This is a genomic window from Vibrio sp. Vb2131, from assembly GCF_033338535.1.
Lineage (GTDB): Bacteria > Pseudomonadota > Gammaproteobacteria > Enterobacterales > Vibrionaceae > Vibrio > Vibrio alginolyticus.
Genome location: NZ_JAWOSW010000007.1, coordinates 126,450 through 150,109 on the forward strand (window position 1 = coordinate 126,450; position 23,660 = coordinate 150,109).

17 protein-coding genes are annotated in these 23,660 nt (G+C 45.8%); 1 reads left to right on the forward strand and 16 read right to left on the reverse strand.

Features of this window, described 5'->3' with window-relative positions:
* Positions 1-5: 5 nt before the first annotated feature.
* From carB to secA, 5 genes are all read right to left on the reverse strand, one after another.
* The gene (gene carB / locus R7E38_RS10260) at positions 6-3,239 is read right to left on the reverse strand and encodes a carbamoyl-phosphate synthase large subunit (protein WP_005381854.1); all 3,234 of its coding nucleotides are present in this window, start codon (positions 3,237-3,239) and stop codon (positions 6-8) included.
* 16 nt (positions 3,240-3,255) lie between these two features.
* Positions 3,256-4,395 carry a glutamine-hydrolyzing carbamoyl-phosphate synthase small subunit gene (carA, locus tag R7E38_RS10265; RefSeq protein WP_017821483.1) on the reverse strand — a complete coding sequence of 380 codons (1,140 nt, stop codon included), beginning with the start codon at positions 4,393-4,395 and terminating at the stop codon, positions 3,256-3,258.
* 481 nt (positions 4,396-4,876) lie between these two features.
* Positions 4,877-5,686 (reverse strand): 4-hydroxy-tetrahydrodipicolinate reductase, encoded by an 810-nt coding sequence (gene dapB / locus R7E38_RS10270; protein ID WP_005381860.1) that lies wholly within the window; start codon positions 5,684-5,686, stop codon positions 4,877-4,879.
* Between the two features lie 110 nt (positions 5,687-5,796).
* Entirely contained in the window at positions 5,797-6,195 is a 399-nt protein-coding gene (gene mutT, locus R7E38_RS10275) for an 8-oxo-dGTP diphosphatase MutT (protein ID WP_005387387.1), read from the reverse strand.
* A gap of 155 nt (positions 6,196-6,350) precedes the next feature.
* Positions 6,351-9,080: a preprotein translocase subunit SecA gene (gene secA, locus R7E38_RS10280; RefSeq protein ID WP_005387389.1), complete on the reverse strand. Its 2,730-nt coding sequence runs from the start codon at positions 9,078-9,080 to the stop codon at positions 6,351-6,353.
* A 407-nt stretch (positions 9,081-9,487) separates the two neighbouring features.
* Between secA and R7E38_RS10285 the strand changes: the two genes are divergently transcribed.
* Entirely contained in the window at positions 9,488-9,946 is a 459-nt protein-coding gene (locus tag R7E38_RS10285) for a DUF721 domain-containing protein (protein WP_025768411.1), read from the forward strand.
* Positions 9,947-10,060: 114 nt separating this feature from the next.
* Here R7E38_RS10285 and lpxC read toward each other — a convergent pair whose 3' ends face one another.
* The 11 genes from lpxC to murE all read right to left on the reverse strand — a co-directional run bounded on the left by lpxC (position 10,061) and on the right by murE (position 23,606).
* Positions 10,061-10,978 (reverse strand): UDP-3-O-acyl-N-acetylglucosamine deacetylase, encoded by a 918-nt coding sequence (gene lpxC / locus R7E38_RS10290; RefSeq protein ID WP_025768410.1) that lies wholly within the window; start codon positions 10,976-10,978, stop codon positions 10,061-10,063.
* A 101-nt stretch (positions 10,979-11,079) separates the two neighbouring features.
* The gene (ftsZ, locus tag R7E38_RS10295; protein ID WP_017633617.1) at positions 11,080-12,318 is read right to left on the reverse strand and encodes a cell division protein FtsZ; all 1,239 of its coding nucleotides are present in this window, start codon (positions 12,316-12,318) and stop codon (positions 11,080-11,082) included.
* A 30-nt stretch (positions 12,319-12,348) separates the two neighbouring features.
* Positions 12,349-13,611 (reverse strand): cell division protein FtsA, encoded by a 1,263-nt coding sequence (gene ftsA / locus R7E38_RS10300; protein WP_005372946.1) that lies wholly within the window; start codon positions 13,609-13,611, stop codon positions 12,349-12,351.
* Positions 13,604-14,386 carry a cell division protein FtsQ/DivIB gene (locus tag R7E38_RS10305; RefSeq protein WP_025768409.1) on the reverse strand — a complete coding sequence of 261 codons (783 nt, stop codon included), beginning with the start codon at positions 14,384-14,386 and terminating at the stop codon, positions 13,604-13,606. Before R7E38_RS10305 ends, ftsA begins: the two co-directional genes overlap by 8 nt.
* Positions 14,387-14,578: 192 nt before the next feature.
* Positions 14,579-16,036 carry a UDP-N-acetylmuramate--L-alanine ligase gene (gene murC, locus R7E38_RS10310; protein ID WP_005387395.1) on the reverse strand — a complete coding sequence of 486 codons (1,458 nt, stop codon included), beginning with the start codon at positions 16,034-16,036 and terminating at the stop codon, positions 14,579-14,581.
* A 23-nt stretch (positions 16,037-16,059) separates the two neighbouring features.
* Positions 16,060-17,127 (reverse strand): undecaprenyldiphospho-muramoylpentapeptide beta-N-acetylglucosaminyltransferase, encoded by a 1,068-nt coding sequence (murG, locus tag R7E38_RS10315; protein ID WP_025768408.1) that lies wholly within the window; start codon positions 17,125-17,127, stop codon positions 16,060-16,062.
* Positions 17,114-18,310 carry a cell division protein FtsW gene (ftsW, locus tag R7E38_RS10320; RefSeq protein ID WP_005396444.1) on the reverse strand — a complete coding sequence of 399 codons (1,197 nt, stop codon included), beginning with the start codon at positions 18,308-18,310 and terminating at the stop codon, positions 17,114-17,116. Before ftsW ends, murG begins: the two co-directional genes overlap by 14 nt.
* Positions 18,311-18,328: 18 nt before the next feature.
* Positions 18,329-19,642, reverse strand: a complete 1,314-nt coding sequence (murD, locus tag R7E38_RS10325) for a UDP-N-acetylmuramoyl-L-alanine--D-glutamate ligase (RefSeq protein WP_017821485.1) — start codon at positions 19,640-19,642, stop codon at positions 18,329-18,331.
* A 39-nt stretch (positions 19,643-19,681) separates the two neighbouring features.
* Complete coding sequence (mraY, locus tag R7E38_RS10330) at positions 19,682-20,764, reverse strand: phospho-N-acetylmuramoyl-pentapeptide-transferase (RefSeq protein ID WP_005372931.1); 1,083 nt, start codon at positions 20,762-20,764, stop codon at positions 19,682-19,684.
* Complete coding sequence (locus tag R7E38_RS10335) at positions 20,764-22,128, reverse strand: UDP-N-acetylmuramoyl-tripeptide--D-alanyl-D-alanine ligase (protein WP_170890662.1); 1,365 nt, start codon at positions 22,126-22,128, stop codon at positions 20,764-20,766. The genes mraY and R7E38_RS10335 overlap by 1 nt, the downstream gene beginning before the upstream one ends.
* A complete protein-coding gene (gene murE / locus R7E38_RS10340) occupies positions 22,125-23,606 on the reverse strand; it encodes a UDP-N-acetylmuramoyl-L-alanyl-D-glutamate--2,6-diaminopimelate ligase (RefSeq protein WP_226083810.1) in 1,482 nt (493 codons plus the stop codon). Before murE ends, R7E38_RS10335 begins: the two co-directional genes overlap by 4 nt.
* Positions 23,607-23,660: the final 54 nt, after the last annotated feature.

A 23,660-nucleotide genomic window follows, 5' to 3' on the forward strand; every position in this document is an offset into this window, starting at 1 on the left:
ATCTGTTACGCGTCTAGACTCGCTTTCACTTTAGCGTGTAACTCTTGAACCGAAGTTACTGACGCTTTTGCGTCTGCAGTATGAGACATACATGTAGCGAACGCTGCATTCAGTGTCGTTGTGTAGTTCACTTTTTCAGCCAGTGCACCACGGCGTAGAACTTTCGAATCTTCAATCGCTTGACGACCAGCAGCCGTGTTTACGATGTAGGTGTATTCGTTGTTCTTGATGCGGTCAAGAATGTGTGGACGACCTTCGTGTACTTTGTTTACCAAACGTGGGTTAATACCCGCTTCGCCCAGAATTACAGCTGTACCGTGTGTCGCATCCAACTGGTAACCCAGTTTCACTAACTTAGAAGCTAGGTCAACAACACGCTCTTTATCACCTTCACGTACAGACAGTAGCGCACGACCACCTTCAGGATAAACCGCACCACAACCTAGCTCTGCTTTCGCGTAAGCTTCTGCGAACGTTGCACCCACACCCATTACTTCACCTGTTGAGCGCATTTCAGGGCCCAATAGAGGGTCAACACCAGGGAATTTGTTGAACGGCAGAACCACTTCTTTCACTGAGTAGTAAGGAGGGATAATCTCTTTAGTAAAGCCTTGTGACTCTAGAGATTGACCCGCCATTACACGTGCAGCGATTTTCGCTAGAGGAGCGCCTGTCGCTTTCGATACGAATGGTACCGTACGAGCAGCACGAGGGTTCACTTCAATTAGATAAACGTCGTTATCTTTCACAGCAAACTGCGTGTTCATCAAACCGCGCACACCGAGTTCGAATGCTAACTTCTCAACTTGCTCACGCATCTTGTCTTGAATTTCCTGACTTAGCGTGTATGCAGGCAGTGAACATGCAGAGTCACCAGAGTGAACACCCGCTTGTTCGATGTGCTCCATGATACCGCCGATAACGACGCGTTCACCGTCACAGATAGCATCAATATCAACTTCGGTTGCATCATCCAAGAAACGGTCTAGCAGAACTGGAGACTCGTTCGATACGCTTACTGCTTCGTTGAAGTAGCGACGCAGGTCTTGCTCGTCGTATACGATTTCCATCGCACGACCACCGAGTACATAAGATGGACGAACAACTAATGGGAAGCCAATTTCTTTCGATTTCTCAACCGCTTGCTCCATCGTTGTTACTGTCGCGTTTTCTGGCTGAAGTAGACCTAAACGGTCAACAGCGGCTTGGAAGCGTTCACGGTCTTCCGCACGGTCGATAGCATCTGGGCTAGTACCAATGATTGGCACACCAGCCGCTTCTAGAGCACGAGCCAGTTTAAGTGGCGTTTGACCACCGTACTGAACAATCACACCTTTTGGTTTTTCAACGCGAGCGATAGACAGTACATCTTCCAGAGTTACTGGCTCGAAGTACAGACGATCAGACGTATCGTAGTCAGTAGATACCGTTTCTGGGTTACAGTTAACCATAATGGTTTCGTAACCGTCTTCACGCAGCGCAAGTGATGCATGAACACAACAGTAATCGAATTCGATACCTTGGCCGATACGGTTTGGACCGCCACCAAGAACCATGATCTTATCTTTGTCTGTTGGGTTTGCTTCACATTCTTCATCGTAAGATGAGTACATGTAAGCCGTGTCAGAAGAAAACTCTGCTGCACATGTATCCACACGTTTGTAAACCGGATGAATATCAAACTGCTCACGAGCACGGCGAATTTCACTTTCAGCGACACCAAGCAATTTAGACAAGCGAGCATCAGAGAAGCCTTTGCGTTTCATCTGACGAAGCACTTCTTTGGTCAAACCTGCGTAGCCGCCCGCCTTGACTTGTTCTTCGAGTTTTACAATTTCTTCGATTTGAACCAGGAACCAGCGGTCGATTTGAGTCAAGTTGAACACACCGTCGACTGACATACCCGCTCGGAATGCATCGGCGATGTACCAGATACGCTCTGCACCTGCTTCTTTAAGTTCGTGACGAATCTTAGTCAGTGCATCTGGCGCTTCCAGATCGACCATCTCATCAAAACCAGTTGCGCCAACTTCTAGGCCACGCAGTGCTTTGTGAAGAGATTCTTGTTGGTTACGACCAATCGCCATTACCTCACCAACCGATTTCATCTGAGTTGTCAGACGATCGTTTGCACCAGCAAATTTCTCGAAGTTAAAGCGAGGGATCTTAGTTACGACGTAGTCGATAGTTGGTTCAAATGACGCAGGTGTTGCACCACCTGTGATGTCGTTTTGTAGTTCGTCTAGCGTAAAGCCAACAGCCAGTTTCGCGGCAATTTTCGCGATTGGGAAGCCTGTTGCTTTTGATGCTAGCGCAGAAGAGCGAGATACACGTGGGTTCATCTCGATGATGACCATACGACCATCTTTCGGGTTGATACCAAACTGTACGTTTGAACCACCTGTTTCAACACCAATCTCACGTAGAACGGCTAGCGATGCATTACGCATAAGCTGGTATTCTTTGTCAGTCAGTGTTTGTGCTGGAGCAACCGTGATTGAGTCGCCCGTATGGATACCCATTGGGTCAAAGTTCTCGATTGAACATACGATGATACAGTTGTCCGCTTTGTCACGAACGACTTCCATTTCGTACTCTTTCCAACCGATTAGTGACTCATCGATAAGAAGTTCGTTGGTCGGAGATAAGTCCAGACCGCGACGACAGATTTCTTCGAACTCTTCTTTGTTGTACGCGATACCACCACCAGTGCCACCCATGGTGAACGATGGACGAATGATACAAGGGAAGCCAACCATATCTAAAACTTTGTAAGCTTCTTCCATGCTCTTCGCTGTATCTGCGCGAGGACACTCAAGGCCGATAGACTTCATCGCTTTATCAAAACGAGAACGGTCTTCCGCTTTGTCGATTGCATCAGCCGTTGCACCAATCATCTCTACGCCAAACTCTGCGAGAACGCCGTGCTTCTCTAAATCTAACGCACAGTTAAGTGCTGTCTGACCACCCATAGTTGGCAGAACTGCATCAGGACGTTCTTTCTCGATGATCTTGCGTACAACTTCCCACTGAATCGGCTCAATGTAAGTCGCATCTGCCATCTCTGGGTCAGTCATGATGGTTGCTGGGTTAGAGTTAACCAGGATAACTCGGTAGCCTTCTTCGCGAAGAGCTTTACACGCTTGTGCGCCAGAGTAGTCAAACTCACATGCCTGACCGATAACAATCGGACCAGCACCAAGAATTAGAATACTTTGAATGTCAGTACGTTTTGGCATTATCTACTACTCCGAATTAAGCGCTGTGTTTTTTGATTAGTTCGATAAAGTGGTCAAATAGCGGTGCCGCGTCATGTGGACCTGGGCTCGCTTCTGGGTGACCTTGGAAGCTAAATGCTGGCTTGTCTGTGCGGTGGATACCTTGCAAAGAGCCATCAAATAGCGATACGTGAGTAGCACGTAAGTTTTCCGGTAACGTTGCTTCATCTGCCGCAAAGCCGTGGTTTTGCGAAGTGATCATCACAACGTTACGCTCTAAATCTTTTACTGGGTGGTTTGCACCGTGGTGACCAAACTTCATTTTCACCGTTTGCGCACCTGATGCTAGCGCCAGAATTTGGTGACCTAGACAAATACCAAAAATTGGCAAGCCTTTTTCTAGGAACACTTTGGTTGCTTCAATCGCGTAAGTACATGGTTCTGGGTCACCAGGGCCGTTCGATAAGAATACGCCATCTGGATTTAGTGCCAGAACTTCTTCCGCTGACGTTTCTGCAGGTACAACCGTTAAGCGGCAGCCGCGGTCAACCAACATTCGTAAGATGTTGCGTTTTGCGCCGAAGTCGTAAGCGACAACGTGGTATGGCAGCTCGCTGTCATCTTTCGCCTCTGGAAGTCCACCTTCAAGCGTCCACGAACCTTGCTTCCATTGATACGCTTCTTTTGTTGTAACTTCTTTCGCAAGGTCCATTCCTTTTAAGCCTGGGAATTCTTTTGCTTTCGCTAGTGCCAAAGCTTCGTCTAGGTTGTTGCCCGCAACAATACAGCCGTTTTGAGCACCTTTTTCACGCAGGATACGAGTGAGCTTACGAGTATCGATATCAGCGATGCCAACGATATTTTGCGACTTAAGATAATCAGAGAGGGATTGTTCGTTACGGAAGTTAGAAGCGATTAGAGGAAGATCGCGAATCACAAGGCCTTGTGCATGAATGGAAGAGGATTCTTCATCTTCGGAAGTGGTTCCGGTATTGCCAATGTGAGGATAAGTGAGAGTGACGATTTGCTGAGAATAGGAAGGATCAGTGAGGATTTCTTGATACCCCGTCATCGAGGTATTAAAAACGACTTCACCAACGGAAAGACCATCTGCCCCTATGGACACTCCGCGGAACACTGTCCCATCTTCTAGGACCAACAGTGCTAATTTACCCAAGACAACCTCCAGAATAAAAATGCAAAAAAAATAAATCAAACTGCAAACATGCCTTCCTTTACCTATAAAATCTACATAAATAGGTATTTCAGACAAATTGGCGGTATTCTAAAGTTGGACTCGAAACCTGTCAACCTACAATCAAAAATAAATGATTAATTTCTAGCGAGTAAGGTCATTTTGAATCAGTAAGGCCCAAAAAGATAACTTTTACATGCTATTAAATAGAGAGGCATAGAGGTTTAATGAATTTTACAAATTTGAACTTTTTAGAGATCACAAAAAAGTATGAGTTTTTCACGCAAACGTTCACCCAACAGAAAAGACATTAGTTTTTAGACATCAAAACTAAAAATACCCACAAAACAACCAAAACAACAACAAAAGTAAGCACCAAAATACTTTCTGTTAGAATCATTTCATTTACAAATAATTCTATAGATATAAAAAAGCCGGCTACCGCCGGCGAATAATTATGTATTTAGAGTTCATTCAATCCCAAAACATCTGTCATGGTATAAAAGCCCGCTGGTTTGGCACTCAACCAAACAGCGGCCTTGACGGCGCCATTAGCAAACGTCATACGATCGGTCGCTTTGTGCGTTATCTCCACTCGTTCCCCGATATCAGCAAACATGGCTGTGTGCTCACCGACAATATCGCCAGCGCGAATTGTAGCAAAGCCGATCTCATCTTTAGTACGTTCACCTGTGATACCTTCTCGCGCATAGACAGCTACATCATTCAGCTTGTTGCCCATCGCACCAGCAATGGCTTCGCCCATCCCGATAGCGGTACCAGAAGGAGCATCAACTTTATGACGATGATGTGCTTCGACAATCTCAACATCACAGTAGTCGCCCATCACTTTGGCTGCTTTCTCAAGAAGCTTAAATACTAGGTTCACACCAACAGAGTAGTTAGGAGCCATGACAACAGGCACTTGCTTAGCGGCTTCGTCAATCAGTTCACGCTCTGCATCACTGAAACCAGTCGTCCCAATCACAATACTCTTTCCATGCTTCTTACACAGTTCAAGATTCGCCAACGTACTTACTGGGGCAGTAAAATCGATGATTACATCAAAATTATCGACGTCTTTAGCAAGATCATCCGTTAAGAACACATCGAATTTGCCTTCACCACAAAGTTCACCGATATCGACACCGACAAGTGAGGACTCAGGTCGTTCTGATCCCGCGCTCACTGTCGCCTCTGGGTTAAGGTGTGAAGCTTTAACCAAATTACGGCCCATTCGGCCTGCTGCTCCTGCGATTGCAATACGAACCATTGCGCTTTCTCTCCTTCTCTGGATAACGAGGTTTGCTCTCGTTCTCTCGTTTCGCTTAATCTGTTTAAACTAACAACATACCGTGGTTACCACAAGCAAGTTCATCAGGCTTAAGCGAACTCTTTTACGACACGCTCCAAGATAGGCACGTTCGCTTCAGGAAAGGCATAGTTACCCAATTCTCTTATCTCAACCCAGCGACCTTCTTGACCTTCTCGGCCGTAAGGCTCATTACTGAACTTAGATACCGTAATAAAATCAAACTTAAGTGATTTGTCTGGATAGTCATATTCCAAATGCTCGAAAAGGGCTTGCTCAGTAACTTCAATTCCTACTTCTTCTTCAAGTTCTCTTGCTAGAGCATGTTCAATACTTTCTCCTGACTCGACTTTCCCGCCGGGAAACTCCCAAAACCCGCCTTTATGCTTGTCGTCTGGACGCTTTGTAATAAAAATTTTTGATTTGTCTTGGTTAAAAATAATAGCCGCGACTATGTGAATTCTTTTCATAGGGGTTCCTAACTCTCAAGCCGTTACACTTCAACGGTCTTTGAATCTCTAAAACTATCCGATGCTATCAAAACTTATGAAATTCGACAGCCACAGAATTTGCTTAAAAAAAGAGCCGCCTAGGCGACTCTTTAAAAAATTATCTGACTAATACGTTAGTCGATTTTGCCGTGGCACTGTTTATACTTCTTACCACTACCACAAGGGCAAGGCTCATTGCGACCTACTTTGCGTTCATCACGTACCATTGGCTGACTTGAACCTTCTTCAGATTCTTCACCTTCAGAAAGAGGGTTTTGTGCTGCTGCGTGTTGCGCTTGAGCACGACGAGCGGCCTCTTCAGCTTGCGCACGACGTTGCTCTTCCATACGTTCAACTTCTTCTTGTTGCTGAACTCGAACGCGAGATAGAACAGTAATCACATCAGTTTTCAGCGCTTCTAGTAGACCTTCAAACAGTTCAAACGATTCACGCTTGTATTCCTGTTTCGGGTTCTTCTGCGCATAGCCGCGTAAGTGAATACCCTGACGCAAGTGATCCATTGCTGCCAAGTGCTCTTTCCAAAGCGTATCCAGAGTTTGAAGCATAACCGATTTCTCGAAGTTACGAAGCACTTGGGCACCCACCACTTCCTCTTTCTCTTTGTACACTTCAACGGCTAGATTGATGATCTTCTCGCGTAGCGCCTCTTCGTAAAGCTTATCGTCTTCTTCAAGCCATTGCTTCACTGGCGCATCAAGATCGAAGTCTGCTTTCAAGCGCTCTTGCAGACCTTCAACGTCCCACATATCTTCTAGTGATTGTGGCGGGATGTACTCATCAATAACCGCGGTTAGCACATCTTCACGGTTTTGCTCGATCATACCGCTGATGTCTTCAACGTTCATCAATTCGTCGCGCAGCTCGTAGACAACCTTACGCTGATCGTTCGCCACATCATCGTATTCTAGTAGCTGCTTACGGATATCAAAGTTACGACCTTCCACTTTGCGCTGTGCTTTTTCAATTGAGCGAGAAAGCATTTTCGATTCAATTGCTTCACCTTCTTCCATACCACTTTGGATAAGGCTCGCCATACGATCAGAAGTGAAAATACGTAACAAAGAGTCTTCCATAGATAGGTAGAAGCGAGATGAACCTGCATCTCCTTGACGACCAGAACGACCACGTAGCTGGTTATCAATACGGCGAGATTCGTGGCGCTCAGTACCAATGATGTGTAGACCACCAGCATCTAGTACTTGATCATGTACCACTTTCCACTCTGCTTTAATCGCATCGATTTGTTCTTGAGTTGGGTTCTCCAAAGCTTCCACTTTTGATTGCCAACTACCGCCAAGCACAATATCCGTACCACGACCGGCCATGTTGGTCGCGATAGTTACCGCACCAGGCATACCTGCTTCAGCAACAATTTCCGCTTCCTTTTCATGGAATTTCGCATTCAATACGTTGTGTTTGATCTTCGCTTTCTTCAATGCGTTAGAAAGAAGTTCTGATTTTTCAATCGATACTGTACCAACCAATGTTGGCTGACCTTTCGCAACGCGCTCTTTGATATCTTCAATGATTGCAGCAAACTTCTCAGCTTCGGTACGGTACACCACATCCGGCATATCGTTACGAATCATTGGTTTGTTGGTTGGGATAACCACCGTTTCCAAGCCATAAATAGATTGGAACTCAAACGCTTCAGTATCCGCAGTACCTGTCATACCAGACAGTTTTTCGTATAAGCGGAAGTAGTTCTGGAAGGTAATCGAAGCCAAAGTTTGGTTTTCGTTTTGAATCTTAACGCCTTCTTTCGCTTCTACTGCTTGGTGAAGACCTTCAGACCAACGACGACCTGGCATTGTACGACCAGTATGTTCATCAACAATTACTACTTCACCTTCGTCAGTAACGATGTAATCAACGTTGCGCTCAAACAACACATGAGCACGCAAAGCGGCATTCACGTGATGTAACATGCTGATGTTAGTCGGAGAGTAAAGTGTGTCACCCTCTTCCATAAGACCATTTTTCACCAACAGTTCTTCAACGTACTCTTGGCCCGTTTCTGTGAGGTATACTTGCTTTGATTTCTCATCAACAGTGTAGTGACCATCACCACGATATTCTTCAGAGTCTTCTTTGTCTTGCTTTTTAAGATGCGGGATCAAAAGGTTGATTCGGGTGTATAGCTCAGAGCTATCTTCAGCAGGACCAGAAATGATTAAAGGGGTACGAGCTTCATCAATTAGGATTGAGTCCACCTCATCGACAACTGCAAAGAAGCGTTCACGTTGTACGCGATCTTCGCTACGGAAAGCCATATTGTCACGAAGGTAGTCAAAACCAAATTCATTGTTGGTTCCGTATAGAATGTCAGCTTGGTACGCTTCTTTTTTCTCTTGAGGAGGCATGTTTGGCACGTTTACGCCAACAGTCATACCTAAAAATTCAAATAGAGGGCGGTTTGTCTCTGCATCACGTTTAGCTAGATAATCGTTCACTGTTACAATATGAACGCCTTTACCAGCTAGGGCATTTAGGTAAGCAGGAAGCGTTGCCGTCAGCGTTTTACCTTCACCCGTACGCATTTCAGCGATTTGACCCGCATTTAGAACCATACCACCGATAAGCTGGACGTCGAAGTGGCGCATACCGTAGACACGCTTAGATGCTTCACGAACCGTAGCAAAAGCTTCTGGAAGTAGTTTATCAAGAGTTTCACCCTTCTCTAGGCGCTCACGGAATTCAACCGTCTTTGCTTTTAGCTCTTCGTCACTTAGAGCCTCGAATGTTGGCTCATAGTTATTAATTTCTTTTACAATTTTTCTAAGGCGGCGCAGTGTTCGGTCGTTGCGACTGCCAATCACTTTTGTCAGTAGCTTAGTTATCATTTTTCGTGAATCTCTCTTTATTCAGACCGTTCCCGATCTACTCATAATGCCTTCAGTCTCTGCCAGTTTGGAACTAAGAATACTGAGATAAATCATTTATCAAAGATATTGAGTTCAAACATCCATATTTCAAGGCTAAGTTTTGAAACAATGTGGCTTAGTGTAAGGATTTTTAATCGATACAACCATAAATAGACGTATTTGTTTGAAGCACTCTGAAGTTTTTACTTAAAGTGGTGACTGATTAGCCGATATTGCATACCGCAATATGTGTAATCCATCCAGAGCAAACTTTGCTTTTTACCTTGCTACATTGTAAAACTGAAGCTAAAGACGTTAATGTAAACTATACCTTGATAGAAAGCTGCTCTAGAATAGCTATATCTCAACAAAATTAGATTTTACCTATGCGTGATCACCGTCCAACCTCGACTGAAGATGTTATTGCTGAGTCACAGTTCAAGCAGATTCAAGAACATGCTGGAGAAATCTTACAGCTTAACCAAGCTTTGCAAGAGGTCTTACCCACGGGGACGGCCGATCATTGCCGAGTAGCGAATGTTCGTAACGGCCATCTATTGATCGATGTCTCTAGTGCCGCGATCAAAATGAAGATCGATTACGATCGCCTCATGATCCTAAATAAACTTCGTACTCAAGGCTTTGCCAAGCTGATGAGCGTTGAAGTGAGGATCAATCCTTCACTATATCGAAACCGCTTTCAACAAGGCGACAGACCTAAGCGTCCACCACTAACCGAATCTGCAGCAAAGTCATTAATGACGATTGCCGACATGGCGCCACCGAAAATTCAAGAGCGTTTAAAACGATTAGCCGATATGGCAGAAAAGGAAGATCGTAAGTGAACGTTATTTCAATATGCTGAAAGCTTGAATGTTATTGATAAATCCAGGATTAAAGCCAAATAGCAAAAAACCAGGCATAAGCCTGGTTTTTTTATTAATTCTAATGCCAAGTATTTACGCAAGCACCATATTTGGTTCTGCGAATGCTACTGGTGAGCCGACTTCTTCTTCGAATGTAGTCCACTCCCACGCTTCCTGATCTGCAAGAACAGCACGTAACAGTTGGTTATTTAAACCGTGGCCAGATTTAAAGGCACGGAATTCACCAATGATTGGGTGGCCACACATGTAAAGGTCACCAATCGCATCCAACACTTTGTGAGTCACAAACTCATTTTCAAAGCGTAGACCTTCTTCATTAAGAATACGGTAATCATCCAAAACGATAGCATTGTCAAAACTACCACCCAAAACTAGGTTTTGAGATTGTAGATATTCGATATCACGCATAAAGCCAAACGTACGTGCTCGAGAAATCTCACGAACAAAGCCTTTTGACGAGAAATCAAACAGCAAACGTTGCTCGTCTGATTCAATCGCTGGGTGATTAAACTCAATTTCGAAGTCCATACGGAAGCCGTTAAATGGTACAAATTCTGCCCATTTATCACCATCTTCAAAACGAACTGGCTTTTTGATACGGATGAAGCGTTTTGGCGCATTTTGCGTTTCGATACCTGCTTGTTGTAGCAAGTATACAAATGGGCTTGCACTACCATCCATGATCGGAATTTCAGGTGCGTCTACTTCGACAATAATGTTATCGATGCCCATACCAGCAAGTGCCGCATTCAAGTGCTCAACAGTTGAAATACGCACACCTTCATCGTTTACCAATGCAGTACAAAGCATGGTGTCACGAACCGAAGCTGGATCAGCTGGAAAATCTACAGGTGGATTTACATCTGTACGACGGTAAATGATACCTGTATTTGCAGCAGCCGGGCGCAGAGTAAGTGTGACTTTACGACCAGAGTGGAGACCCACACCAGTTGTTTTCACTATTTCTTTCAGAGTACGTTGTCTGATCATCTGCTTGCCTCTCAAAAATTTGCTACAAAACACGGCCGTCTGTAACGTCGACCGTGAATGCTACCATAATTTTGAGCCATGTCAAATTTATGGGTTAAAGATTAATCAGCCTGACGACGCAAAAATGCCGGTATGTCTAAATAACCACTTTCCTTTTCTTGCTTTGGAGCCGCAGAACTTTGGCTCGACGAAGCTGGAGAAGAAGGAGCAGTGTTTGTCGGCTGAGGAGTTACCTGTGGCTTCTCTTGCACTTGATTATTCTGCAAAGTCTGTGCCGGTTTTTCTTCAGCTTGCGTTGCCGCTGCTTGTTGCTGTGGTTGAGCTTGCGGCGTCGGTGCCACTTTAGCTTTACCACCCGCAACTAGCGTGATATCTGGCTTTTTCTCATTACCAATACCTGTCGCTACAACTGTTACGCGGATTTCGTCAGTCATATCAGGGTCTAGAGAAGTACCGATAACAACAGTCGCATTGTCAGAAGCGAATGCCTTCACTGTATTACCAACCGTCTCAAACTCGTCAAGACGCATATCCAGACCAGCAGTAATATTGACAAGAACACCACGAGCGCCCGCTAGATCGATGTCTTCCAGAAGTGGGCTAGAAATTGCCATTTCAGCCGCTTCTTCAGCACGGTCTTCACCTTTGGCGATGCCGCTACCCATCATTGCGTGACCCATTTCAGACATTACAGTTCTTACGTCCGCAAAGTCGACGTTGATCATGCCAGGGCGAGTAATTAGCTCAGCAATACCTTGAACGGCATTCTTAAGAACATCGTTAGCGCTTGCAAAAGCTTCTAGTAGTGTTACACCACGACCAAGTACTTTAAGTAGCTTTTCGTTTGGAATCGTGATCAAAGAGTCAACATGCTTAGAGAGCTCATCGATACCTTGCTCAGCAAATGCCAAACGCTTTTTACCTTCAAAACTAAACGGTTTAGTTACTACCGCTACTGTTAGAATGCCAAGCTCTTTAGCCACTTCAGCAATAACAGGCGCTGCACCAGTACCGGTACCGCCACCCATACCAGCTGCGATAAACACCATATCGGCGCCAGTCAGGGAATCTTTAATTCGATCTCTGTCTTCGAGAGCTGCGTCACGGCCAACCTGTGGATTAGCACCTGCACCCAGACCTTTAGTGATATCACCACCGATCTGAATTACATTGCCAACGCTTGTCTTACGAAGTGCTTGCGCATCAGTGTTGACGCTGATGAATTCCACACCTTCGATGGATTCACGCACCATGTGTTCAACGGCGTTACCACCGCCGCCACCAACCCCAACGACCTTGATTACTGCATCGTCAGACATTTCCATCATCGGTTCAAACATGTGTTGTCTCCGTTTATCCTGCAACTCAGGTTAAAACTCTTTTTGTATCCAGTTACGCAATTTATCGAAAAAGCCAGTTACAGATGAGCGTTTAGGTTCATTATAATCGCTATCGTCGCTAGACTGCATGTCTCTTGCGTAATGAAGTAATCCAACTGCCGTAGAATGGTACGGCTCTTTTACATAGTCAGTTAATCCGCTGACTTCGAGCGGTTTGCCGACCCTTACTTGATTGCGGAATACGCGTTCCGCACATTCTACCACTCCGTCCATTTGCGCAGCACCGCCGGTGAGTACAACTCCCGCAGCCAGATGGTGCTTGATACCCTCTTCGCGCAATTTTGCTTGTACAGAGTCGATAGTTTGGTTAACCAGTCCCATAAGCTCAGAGTAGCGTGGCTCAATCACTTCTGACAACGTTTGACGTTGCAGGCTACGTGATGGTCGTCCACCTACGCTTGGTACATTAACCGTGTCATCCTTACTGACCAGTTCACTCAAAGCACAGCCATATTTGACTTTTATTTCTTCAGCATCGCTCACTGGCGTGCCAAAAGCAAAAGCAATATCACTGGTTACAGCATTTCCTGCGTACGAAAATACTTCTGTGTGACGTAACGCACCGCCAGTCCAGATGGCCACATCCATCGTGCCGGCGCCAATATCAACCACACAAACTCCAAGCTCTCTTTCATCCTCGGTGATTACTGCATTACTAGCAGCAAGCCCAGAAAATACGAGTTGTTCTACTTTAAGGCCGCAGCGTTCTACCGCCTTAATAATGTTGCGTGCCATGTCATTATGGCATGAGATAAGGTGGACACTCACTTCCATTCTTACCCCAGATAAACCAAGCGGATTTTTGATTCCTTCTTGGTAATCAATGGTGAACTCTTGCGGGATCACATGAAGAATTCGCTGTTCATCACCGATTTTAATCGATTTTGCGGTATGGATAGCGCGATCCATGTCTTCTTGAGACACCTCTTCATCAGAAATCGTGCCCATACCTTTTTCAATTCGGCTTGCGATATGCTTACCAGACAACGAAATGAAGACTCGGCTGATCTGGCACTCTGCCATTAATTCAGCTTGATCAATTGCACGTTGTACTGATTTTACAACCGACTCCAAATCATTCACGCCACCTTTATCCATGCCGCGTGAGGGGCTACTACCTGCGCCAATAATATTAATTTGACCGTCTGGTAAAACCTCACCCACTAGAGCCGATACGGTTGCAGTGCCTATATCAAGACCAACAATAATGTTGTCATCAGCGGCCTTAGTCATCTGTACTCTCTTCTAACTCTTGTTCAGGAAACCAACCAACTGCGGCTCCTGTATCGTACCTAAGATCGATATAACTGATTCTTTGCGTGTCACTGCCAAGCTTGTTATAGAGCTTAAAAAAGCGCTCTATACGCTCAAGAAGAGACTCTTTACCGAGCTCTAATCGAATACCGTTATCAAGGATGATTTGCCAAGCTCGTCGCTCGTTTAATACCAGAGACGATATCGCTAAACCCAATTGCTGAAACTTAGGACTCAAATCACGGTAAGTCTGTAAGACTTCCGGTCCGCTATCTTTGGGTCCGTACAGCTTCACTTTTTCTTCTTGCAACAGAGCAACATCTCCATCAAAAACGAACCCGTTTTTATCTAACAGTTCGTTGCCATTCCAAATGGCTTCTGGTTGATGCTCCGTCAAAAAAACTTTTACTGTATCCGGCCACTGCTTTCGGATTGCGGCATGCGCTACCCATGGCAGAGCTTCGACACTTTGCTGTAATACATCAATATCCTGGGACATAAATGTACCGATGTGATCGATTCGACTAAATGCAGCCTGCACATCGTCAGCTTGGACATACTCCAGTTTCCCCTGAAGTACTATTTTGGAGAGAGGTAACCTTTGGTCATCCCACATCCAACTGATCGCCGCGTACAAAACAGAACTAATTAAAGTCACAACCACAACGAAAAATAACGCACCCAAGATTTTTTCTTGGCGACCAGGGTTGTTACCCGTATTTGGTCGCTCGTCATTCAGTGCAATATTCAACAACGTCTTCGTTTCCTGACTTTTGTCGTGTACTTTTTACCCATATAATTACGCAGAGGTAAAAGTCTTGACTTTAACCTTGGGATTATACTGAGCTCTTGTAAACTATCAAACACTGATAGCAATAAATCACAATGATATTGACGCAAAATCGAGATCTGAGTCTTTATCTGTCCTTCGCATCAACAATATGTGTCAGCCAAGCATCTTGTTTATATTCAATTTAAGACCTGCCAGCTGTTTCGCCACTTTACCAATATCACCCGCACCTTGCGTTAAGATTAGGTCGCCGTCTTGTATAACGTTAGCTAAAACTGAAGGTAATTGCTCGATTTCTGGAACAAAAATCGGGTCTACCTTGCCTCGGCTGCGAATTGTGCGACATAAAGCGCGCCCATCAGCACCTGCAATCGGCTTTTCACCCGCTGCGTAAACATCCAGCATGATCAATACATCCACCTGTTCAAGCACATTCGCGAAATCATCGTATAAATCACGAGTACGGCTATAACGGTGCGGTTGGAAAATCATCACCAAACGCTTGTCTTGCCAACCACTGCGTGCTGCATTAATGGTTACATCCACTTCTGTTGGATGATGGCCGTAATCATCAACAAGCATTGCATGGCCGTTGCCAGTATCAAACTCGCCAAGGTGATCAAAACGTCTTCCCGTACCTTGCGTACCAGCCATTGCCTTTAGGATCGCATCGTCTTCAATGTCATCTTCAGTAGCAACCGCAATCGCAGCAGACGCATTCAATGCATTGTGACGACCTGGAATATTCAGCGTGATATCTAAGTTAGCTCGCCCTTTACGTACTACCGTAAATTTGCCTTGCTGCCCCTCTTGACGATAATCTTCAATACGTACGTCGGCATCTTCAGAAAAACCGTAAGTTATCACTTGACGACTAATACGTGGGATTAACTCTCGAACCACAGGATCATCAATGCAAACAATTGCTTGGCCGTAAAACGGTAGATTATGAAGGAAATCGATGAAGGTTTGCTTTAAGGTTTCAAAGTCACCACCATAGGTATCCATATGATCGGCTTCGATATTGGTAACAATGCTCACCATTGGTTGCAAATGCAGGAATGACGCGTCACTTTCATCTGCCTCTGCAATTAGAATACGACTCGAGCCTAGACGCGCATTTGTACCTGCGCTTTTCACCAAACCGCCATTCACAAACGTTGGATCAAGACCGGCTTCAGAATAGATTTGAGTAACAAGAGCGGTCGTCGTGGTTTTACCGTGTGTACCCGCAACGGCAATACCGTGACGGAATCGCATCAATTCAGCCAACATCTCTGCGCGGCGTACAATAGGGATGCGTAATTCACGTGCCGCCATCACTTCTGGGTTTTCTTCGTTGATCGCCGTTGACACAACAACCACACTGGCTTTTTCTACATTACTGGCTTGATGACCAATAAATACCGTCGCACCTTTTGATACCAAACGCTCTGTCACAGCGTTCTCTGATAGATCAGAACCTGTGATTTGGTAGCCTTCGTTCAACAGCACTTCTGCAATGCCGCTCATGCCCGCACCACCAATACCGATGAAGTGGATGGATTTCACGCGGCGCATCTCTGGCACCATTGCGCGAATCTGAGCTAAGTCTTGTGTATGTTGGATTGTCATCAATTCTATTCTCAATAATTCGGTTAACGCTTTTCGGTCAAAGCGACAATGGCTTGTGCGACAACTCGGTCAGCATTCAATTTTGCAGCGCCACGCGCTTGCTCAGCCATTGTAAGTAAAGCTTGGCGATCCAATTGTTGGATCTGCTGAGTCAGAGACTCAACGGTTAAATCTGGTTGTTCAATCATTTTCGCCGCGCCGCAATCCACCAAGTGGTCTGCATTAAGTGCTTGCTGGCGGTCTTTGTGCATGAATGGAACAAAAATAGCGCCTACACCTGCCGCCGAGACTTCAGAAACGGTTAACGCTCCAGAGCGACAAACTAAAAGGTCAGCCCATGCGTAAGCTTCTGCAACGTCATCAATGAATTCCATTACTTCTGCATTTACCACACCATTAGCTTGGTATGCTGCATTCACTTCTTCGGCGGCACCTTTGCCCGCTTGATGACGAATACAGTAATCTTCGCCCAATTTCGACATCACGTCTGGCAGAGTTTGGTTAAGAATACGTGCGCCTTGGCTGCCACCCATAACCAAAATGCGAATTGGACCTTGGCGCTCTTGCATGCGCTCAATTGGCGCTGCTAATTGAGTCACGTCCTCACGAACTGGGTTCCCAACCACTTCGGCATTTGGAAAAGCGCCTGGGAAAGCCTGAAAAACCTTCTTAGCGATTTTCGATAACCATTGGTTCGTTAAACCTGCTACTGCATTTTGTTCATGCAGAACAACAGGAATACCACTCATCCAAGCGGCAATACCGCCCGGGCCGCTAACATAACCGCCCATACCAAGCACTGCGTCTGGCTGCCAGCGTTTCATGTGAGCACGAGCCTGCATAATGGCATTGATAATTTGAAATGGTGCTGCAAGAAGACGTTTAACGCCTTGACCTCGTAACCCTTTCACTTTGATAAAGTCGATTTCAATGCCATGTTTTGGCACCAAATCCGCTTCCATTCGATCCGCCGTACCTAACCAACGGATCTCCCAACCTTGCTCTTGAAGCTGTTTTGCTACCGCCAAACCTGGGAATACGTGACCGCCAGTACCACCAGCCATCACCATCAAACGTTTATTTTGTTTCATTAGTTTGTTGTTCTGATTGTTGTTGCTCGCGTTTCAAGCGGCATTCGTAATCGATACGCAGTAATATGGACACTGCGACGGACATAATTATTAGACTAGAACCACCATAACTGATGAGTGGAAGTGTTAAACCTTTTGTTGGAACAATACCGGCGGCAGCTCCAACATTAACCAAGGTTTGAAACGCAAACCAAATACCAATTCCGAAAGCCAGATAACCTCCGAACATTTCGCCTTCTTCAAATGCACGCTTGCCGATGTAAACCGCTTTTAGCACCAAGCTAAAAATCAGCATTAAGACCAGCACTACGCCTACGAAACCAAGCTCTTCAGCAAGTACGGCAAACACAAAGTCGGTATGCGCTTCCGGTAGATATTCCAGTTTTTGAATTGAATTACCGAGACCTTGACCGAACCATTCACCACGACCAAACGCCATCAAAGACTGAGTCAACTGATAGCCACTGCCAAATGGGTCTTCCCACGGGTCAAGGAAGGAGGTTACTCGTCGCATACGGTATGGCTCGACGAGAATCAAACCTACCACAGCGCCGATACCTGCCACCATCAAGGCGAGAAACTGGGTTAGTTTTGCACCTGCGATAAAAAGCATGCCAAACAGCGTGACCAGCATCACGACCACCGTCCCCAAGTCTGGCTGACCAAGTAGTAATACTGCGAAGAAGGCAAACACCATGATTGGCTTCATAAAGCCACCAAAGAACGTTTGTCGTACTTCGTCTTGCTTTCGAACTAAGTAACCAGACATGAAGATAAACAGCGATAGCTTCGCGACCTCCGCTGGCTGAAGGTTAAACAGCCCGAGGGGAATCCAACGAGACGCACCATTAACCGACTTACCCGCCAAGAGCACGATGATCAACAGTGCGAAAGAAGCCCAAAGTAAGTAATGGCTCTTCTTAAACCACTCTTGCAAAGGCACTTGCAAAATAACAGCGGAGGTCCCTAACGCCAGCACGAGAAACGTCGCATGACGAAACATAAAGTGGAACGGCTGTTCCGTTAATCGAGAGCTGATTGGAAATGATGCAGAGGTTACCATGACCAAACCAGTCAACATCAAACCCAGTGCAATCCACACTAACTGACGATCAAACATCGCCTCTGGGGCTGGATGCTTGAGCCAATTGCCAATACTGCGTTTAACGTTACCTAAACCCACGAAGTGTGTAACCTTTAATTATGCATATTTCTGAGCAAGAGCAGCGAAAGCATCACCTCTTGCCATAAAGTTGTCGAATTGATCAAAGCTAGCACATGCAGGAGACAGCATCACCATATCACCTGGTTTTAACTGCGAAGATACTTGTTGAATCACATCTTCCATAGTGTCGAAACGTATTGCAGATTCATGCAGTGGCATAAATTCATCGCCATCAGCGCCAAAGCAACACAGTTGCAAGTTAAGCGTCGCGAAGATCGGTTTTAATGGCGAGAAGTCAGCACCTTTGCCAACACCACCAACGAGTAAGTAGAGCTTGCCTGTCGATTCCAAACCAGATAGCGCAGCCATAGTGCTGGCAATATTAGTTGCTTTAGAGTCATTCACCCATTTGACGCCTTGATTATCCGCAACCACCTGGCATCGGTGTGTCAGTCCCGTGTAATTTTTAAGTGCATTCAATGCTTTGTGATAGTTTACGTCCGCCGCTTTTAATAGCGCTAAAGCAACCAGAGCGTTAGATAAGTTGTGCTTACCAACCAACTTAAGCTCATCACTTGCGACAACTCGTTGACCGTGATCGAGCAGCCAAGTACGGTTGCCATCCACCTCGAGACCAAAGTCCTGATTGTCGCTGCCAAATGTCACCAATGGCATCTCTGCGTCTGGGAAGGTTTCTTGATCATCACGGTTCACGACTGCAAGAGCAGCATGGTTAAAAATACGCAACTTAGCTTGTCGATAGTCAGACATGCCTTGATAACGATCCATATGATCTTCAGAAAGATTCAGAAACGCAGCGGCTTTGAGCTTTAAGCTTGACGTCGTTTCTAACTGGAAGCTCGAGAGTTCGAGTACATATAGGTCTGCGTCTTGTTCTAACAAATCCAGTGCAGGCACACCGATGTTACCACCAACGCCAACATCCAAACCTGCAGCCTTAGCCATCACACCTGTGAGGTCGGTTACTGTGCTCTTACCGTTTGAGCCCGTAATCGCAATCACCGGTTTCTGCACCGCCCAAGCGAATAACTCGATATCACCTACTACTGCCGTACCTTTTGCTAATACGGCTTGGATCTCTGGTGTCGCTAGCGCAATACCAGGGTTGGTCACGATAAGATCCGCGTCAGAAAGCCAGTCTGTATTCCAACCACCACTATGCAGTTGAACACTTTCCGGCAAGCGCTCTGCACCGGGAGGGTTTACACGAGTATCAATGACTTTGACCACAAGTTGTGGCTGATTTTTTCTTAGGTGTTTAACGACAGAGAGCCCGGTAATACCGAGCCCTACGACGACAACACTATGTATGTTTTGCCAACGTTCCATATTTGATCACACTGTAAATCTTGTTCTTGGAAAGCGCGATTAACGCACTTTCAATGTCGCAAGACCAATCAGAACAAGAACCATAGAAATAATCCAGAAGCGCACGATTACGCGAGGTTCTGGCCAACCTTTCAATTCGTAGTGGTGGTGAATTGGTGCCATACGGAAAATGCGCTGACCACGTAATTTGTAAGAACCTACCTGCAGGATGACTGATAGCGTTTCCATTACAAATACGCCACCCATGATCACCAACACCAACTCTTGACGAACTAGAACAGCAATGGTGCCCAATGCACCGCCAAGCGCTAGTGAGCCCACATCGCCCATGAACACTTGTGCTGGGTACGTGTTAAACCACAAGAAACCAAGGCCTGCACCTACGATTGCTGTACATACGACAACTAACTCAGAAGCATGTGGTAAGTATGGTATATGAAGGTATTCAGAGAAGTTAACGTTACCGGTCGCCCATGCAATAACCGCGAAGCCTGCTGCAACAAGAACCGTTGGCATGATTGCCAAACCGTCTAGACCATCAGTCAGGTTGACCGCGTTACTTGTACCTACAATGACAAAGTAAGTCAGAATGATATACATCAAACCAAGCTGCGGCATGATGTCTTTAAAGAATGGCACCACTAGCTGAGTTGCTGCTGTGTCTTTACCGTAAGCATACAATGCGAAAGCGACGACAAACGCGATCAACGACTGCCAGAAGTACTTCCAACGCGCGATCAAGCCATCGGTATTTTTTCGCACCACTTTACGATAATCATCAACAAATCCGACCGCACCGTAGCCAAGTAAGACTGTCAGTACCGCCCATACGTAAGGGTTGGATAAGTCTGTCCATAGCAAAATCGTGATTGAGATGGCCGCTAAGATCATGATACCGCCCATTGTTGGGGTACCACGCTTACTAAAGTGAGATTCAGGACCTTCGTTACGCACTACCTGACCAATTTGCAGCATTTGCAAACGCTTGATCATGATTGGTCCCATCCATAATGACAGACCTAGAGCGGTTAATACGCTTAGGATTGCTCGAAAAGACAAGTATTCAAACAATCGGAAAAAAGACAGGTATGGCTGTAGCAGCTCGGCAAGCCAAATAATCATTAATAATACTCCTTCAAAGCAGCAGCGACTTCAAACATACGTGCACCGTTCGCTCCTTTCACCAACATCGTATGGCTTTCAGGAACGGCTTGGTCTAGATGCTGCTTGATGTATTCAATCATCTCTTGGTGCGTCTCAAAATGAATGCCTTGGCAAAGATCACTGATCACCTTGGCGTCTGCACCATATGTGAGAACATGTTCAAATTTTTGTGGGGCAGCATGTTCCCCGACTTGACGATGAAGTGCAAGACTTTCCTCGCCCAATTCCGCCATATTACCTAAAATCAGCCAACGTTGACCTGGGAAAGCGGCCAATAAATCAACTGCCGCTTTCATGGCTGGCACGCTCGCGTTGTAGCTGTCGTCAATCAATTTTATCTTTTCGCTCAGCGCTTCAACCTCGACGCGACCTTTCACTTTGTTCAAATGTTTAAGGCCAGCACGAACCTCTTCTGATGTGGCGCCCATTTGTAACGCAATAATAGAAGCAGCGATCGCATTCGCAACGTTGTGTTGACCTATAATACCCAGAGACAGTTCAATTTCTTGTGAGCTTGCTGCGATATGTAAGTCAAAGCTTGCTTCACCTGCGGCGTTCAATACGATGTTAGAAGCGAAGAAGTCTGCATCAGTATTACTTTGTGAAAAAGTAATGACTTTCTTATCTGCTAACACTTCATCCCACTTGGCTTCACCATTGCTGTCTAGGTTAACAATCGCAATACCACCAGCTGAAAGGCCTTGGTAGATTTCACCTTTGGCTTGTTTCACGCCATCGATAGAACCAAAGCCTTCAAGGTGAGCGGCGGCTACATTGTTCACTAACGCGATATCTGGTTTTACTAACTGAGTCGTGTAAGCAATTTCACCTATATGATTAGCACCAAGCTCAATCACGGCATAATCATCATCCTGCTGTGAGCGCAATAATGTCAACGGAACACCAATATCATTATTGAAGTTACCCGCCGTGAATAACACTTTGCCTTTCAATTGCAGGATACTCGCAACCATTTCTTTTACGGTCGTTTTACCGCAACTTCCGGTGATGGCAACGGTAGGTGTTTTGCATGCTTGATGCACCCAAGAAGCAAACTCACCCAATGCAAGTTTGGTATCCGACACCACAATTTGCGGCACATTCACATCTAAGCGTTTTTCTACGAGTAAAGCACCGGCACCTGCATCTACCGCTTGTTGGCAAAAGTTGTGCGCATCAAAGCGCTCCCCAACTAACGCGACGAATAAAGCCCCACGCTCAATCGTTCGTGTATCAGTAGAAACCGCGTCGATAAGTAGCTCGTCGCCGAATCGCTCACCACGAGTGATGTCTGCAATTTGAGATAACGTTACTTTGATCATGAGGTCAATCCTAAAAGTTGCATTGCGGACTCGCGGTCGGAGTAATGAATCGTTTCGCCATTACGAATCTGATAATCTTCATGGCCCTTTCCAGCTAACAAGATAATGTCGTTTGGCGAAGCACTTTCAATGGCATAAGACAGCGCTTTGAAGCGGTCATGCTGAACAATCGCTTCAGCAGGTTTTGACAGCCCAGCTAACATATCTTTCACAATCTGAACCGGATCTTCGCTGCGTGGGTTATCGTCAGTCAACACCACTCTATCACCTAGTCGCTCTGCAATTTCCGCCATCATCGGGCGCTTACCTGCATCGCGATCACCACCGCAGCCAAAAATAGCCCACAGCTGGCCTTCACAATGAACTCGTAAAGCTTGCAGCGCTTTTTCTAAAGCATCAGGAGTATGGGCATAATCGACCACGACTTTGGCACGATCCTCAGTTTGGAATAACTCCATTCGGCCGAGTACAGGTTGCAGTTGACCTGCGGTTTCGAGTAACGCTTGTTTCTCTTTACCTAAGCTTAATAAGGTCGCAAAAGCGAGCATTAAGTTGGTTGCATTAAACTCACCAATCAATGGCGCGCGCAATTCACCTGAGCCAAACTTACCATGGAACTTAATAGTAATCCCTGACTCCGCGTAACTGACTTCCGTCGCCCAAATTGCGCTTTCAAATTCAGTGTTCGGTTTGAGCGAAACAGCGACCGCATTACTTAACTGCGACGCCCATTGATGACCTACTTCATCATCAACATTGATAATGGCACGTTCACATTGGTGTTGCGTGAACAACCCAAGCTTTGCATTGGCATACTCTTCCATCGTGCCATGGTAATCAAGATGGTCACGACTTAAGTTAGTAAACACGCCCGCCGCAAATGATAATGCTTTGACACGACCTTGCGTCAGGCCATGGGAAGATACTTCTAGCGCGGTGTATGTGGCTTGTTGATTTGCGAGAGAGGAAAGCGTTTTCTGAATTTCAACGGCATTCCCCGTTGTATTCGCAGCTTGTTGCAAGTTATTGAGGAAGCCATTTCCTGTTGTTCCCATTACCGCCGCTTTATGGTCAAGCAGTTCTAGCCATTGCGCTATTAACTGGGTAATGGTGGTTTTGCCGTTGGTGCCGGTGACACCAATCAAATCCATATCAGGGTAAGCATAAAGCTTTCCAGCAATTGCGGATAAACGTTGGTCCAACCTATCAATGTAAATGACGGGAACATCATCAATGATTTCCACCGTACCATGTGTTTTGACATCGCAGGCTTGCGCCAGGGCTGCATTTGCACCTTGCTCAATTGCAGAGGCAATGAATTTACGCCCATCCACAACATGGCCAATCACTGCTACAAACGTGGTTCCAGGTTGAACTCTTCGGCTGTCGAGCTCCAATTCAGAAACAAGAACGGACGATAAGCTAGGGCAATCCACCCAAGGGGAAAGCAGCACGTCCATACTGATGGCTTTAGTCATATTTGTTCTCCGAGCTTTGGCTCAGGTTTTCTTAATTTTGTTTGCTCAGTAAAC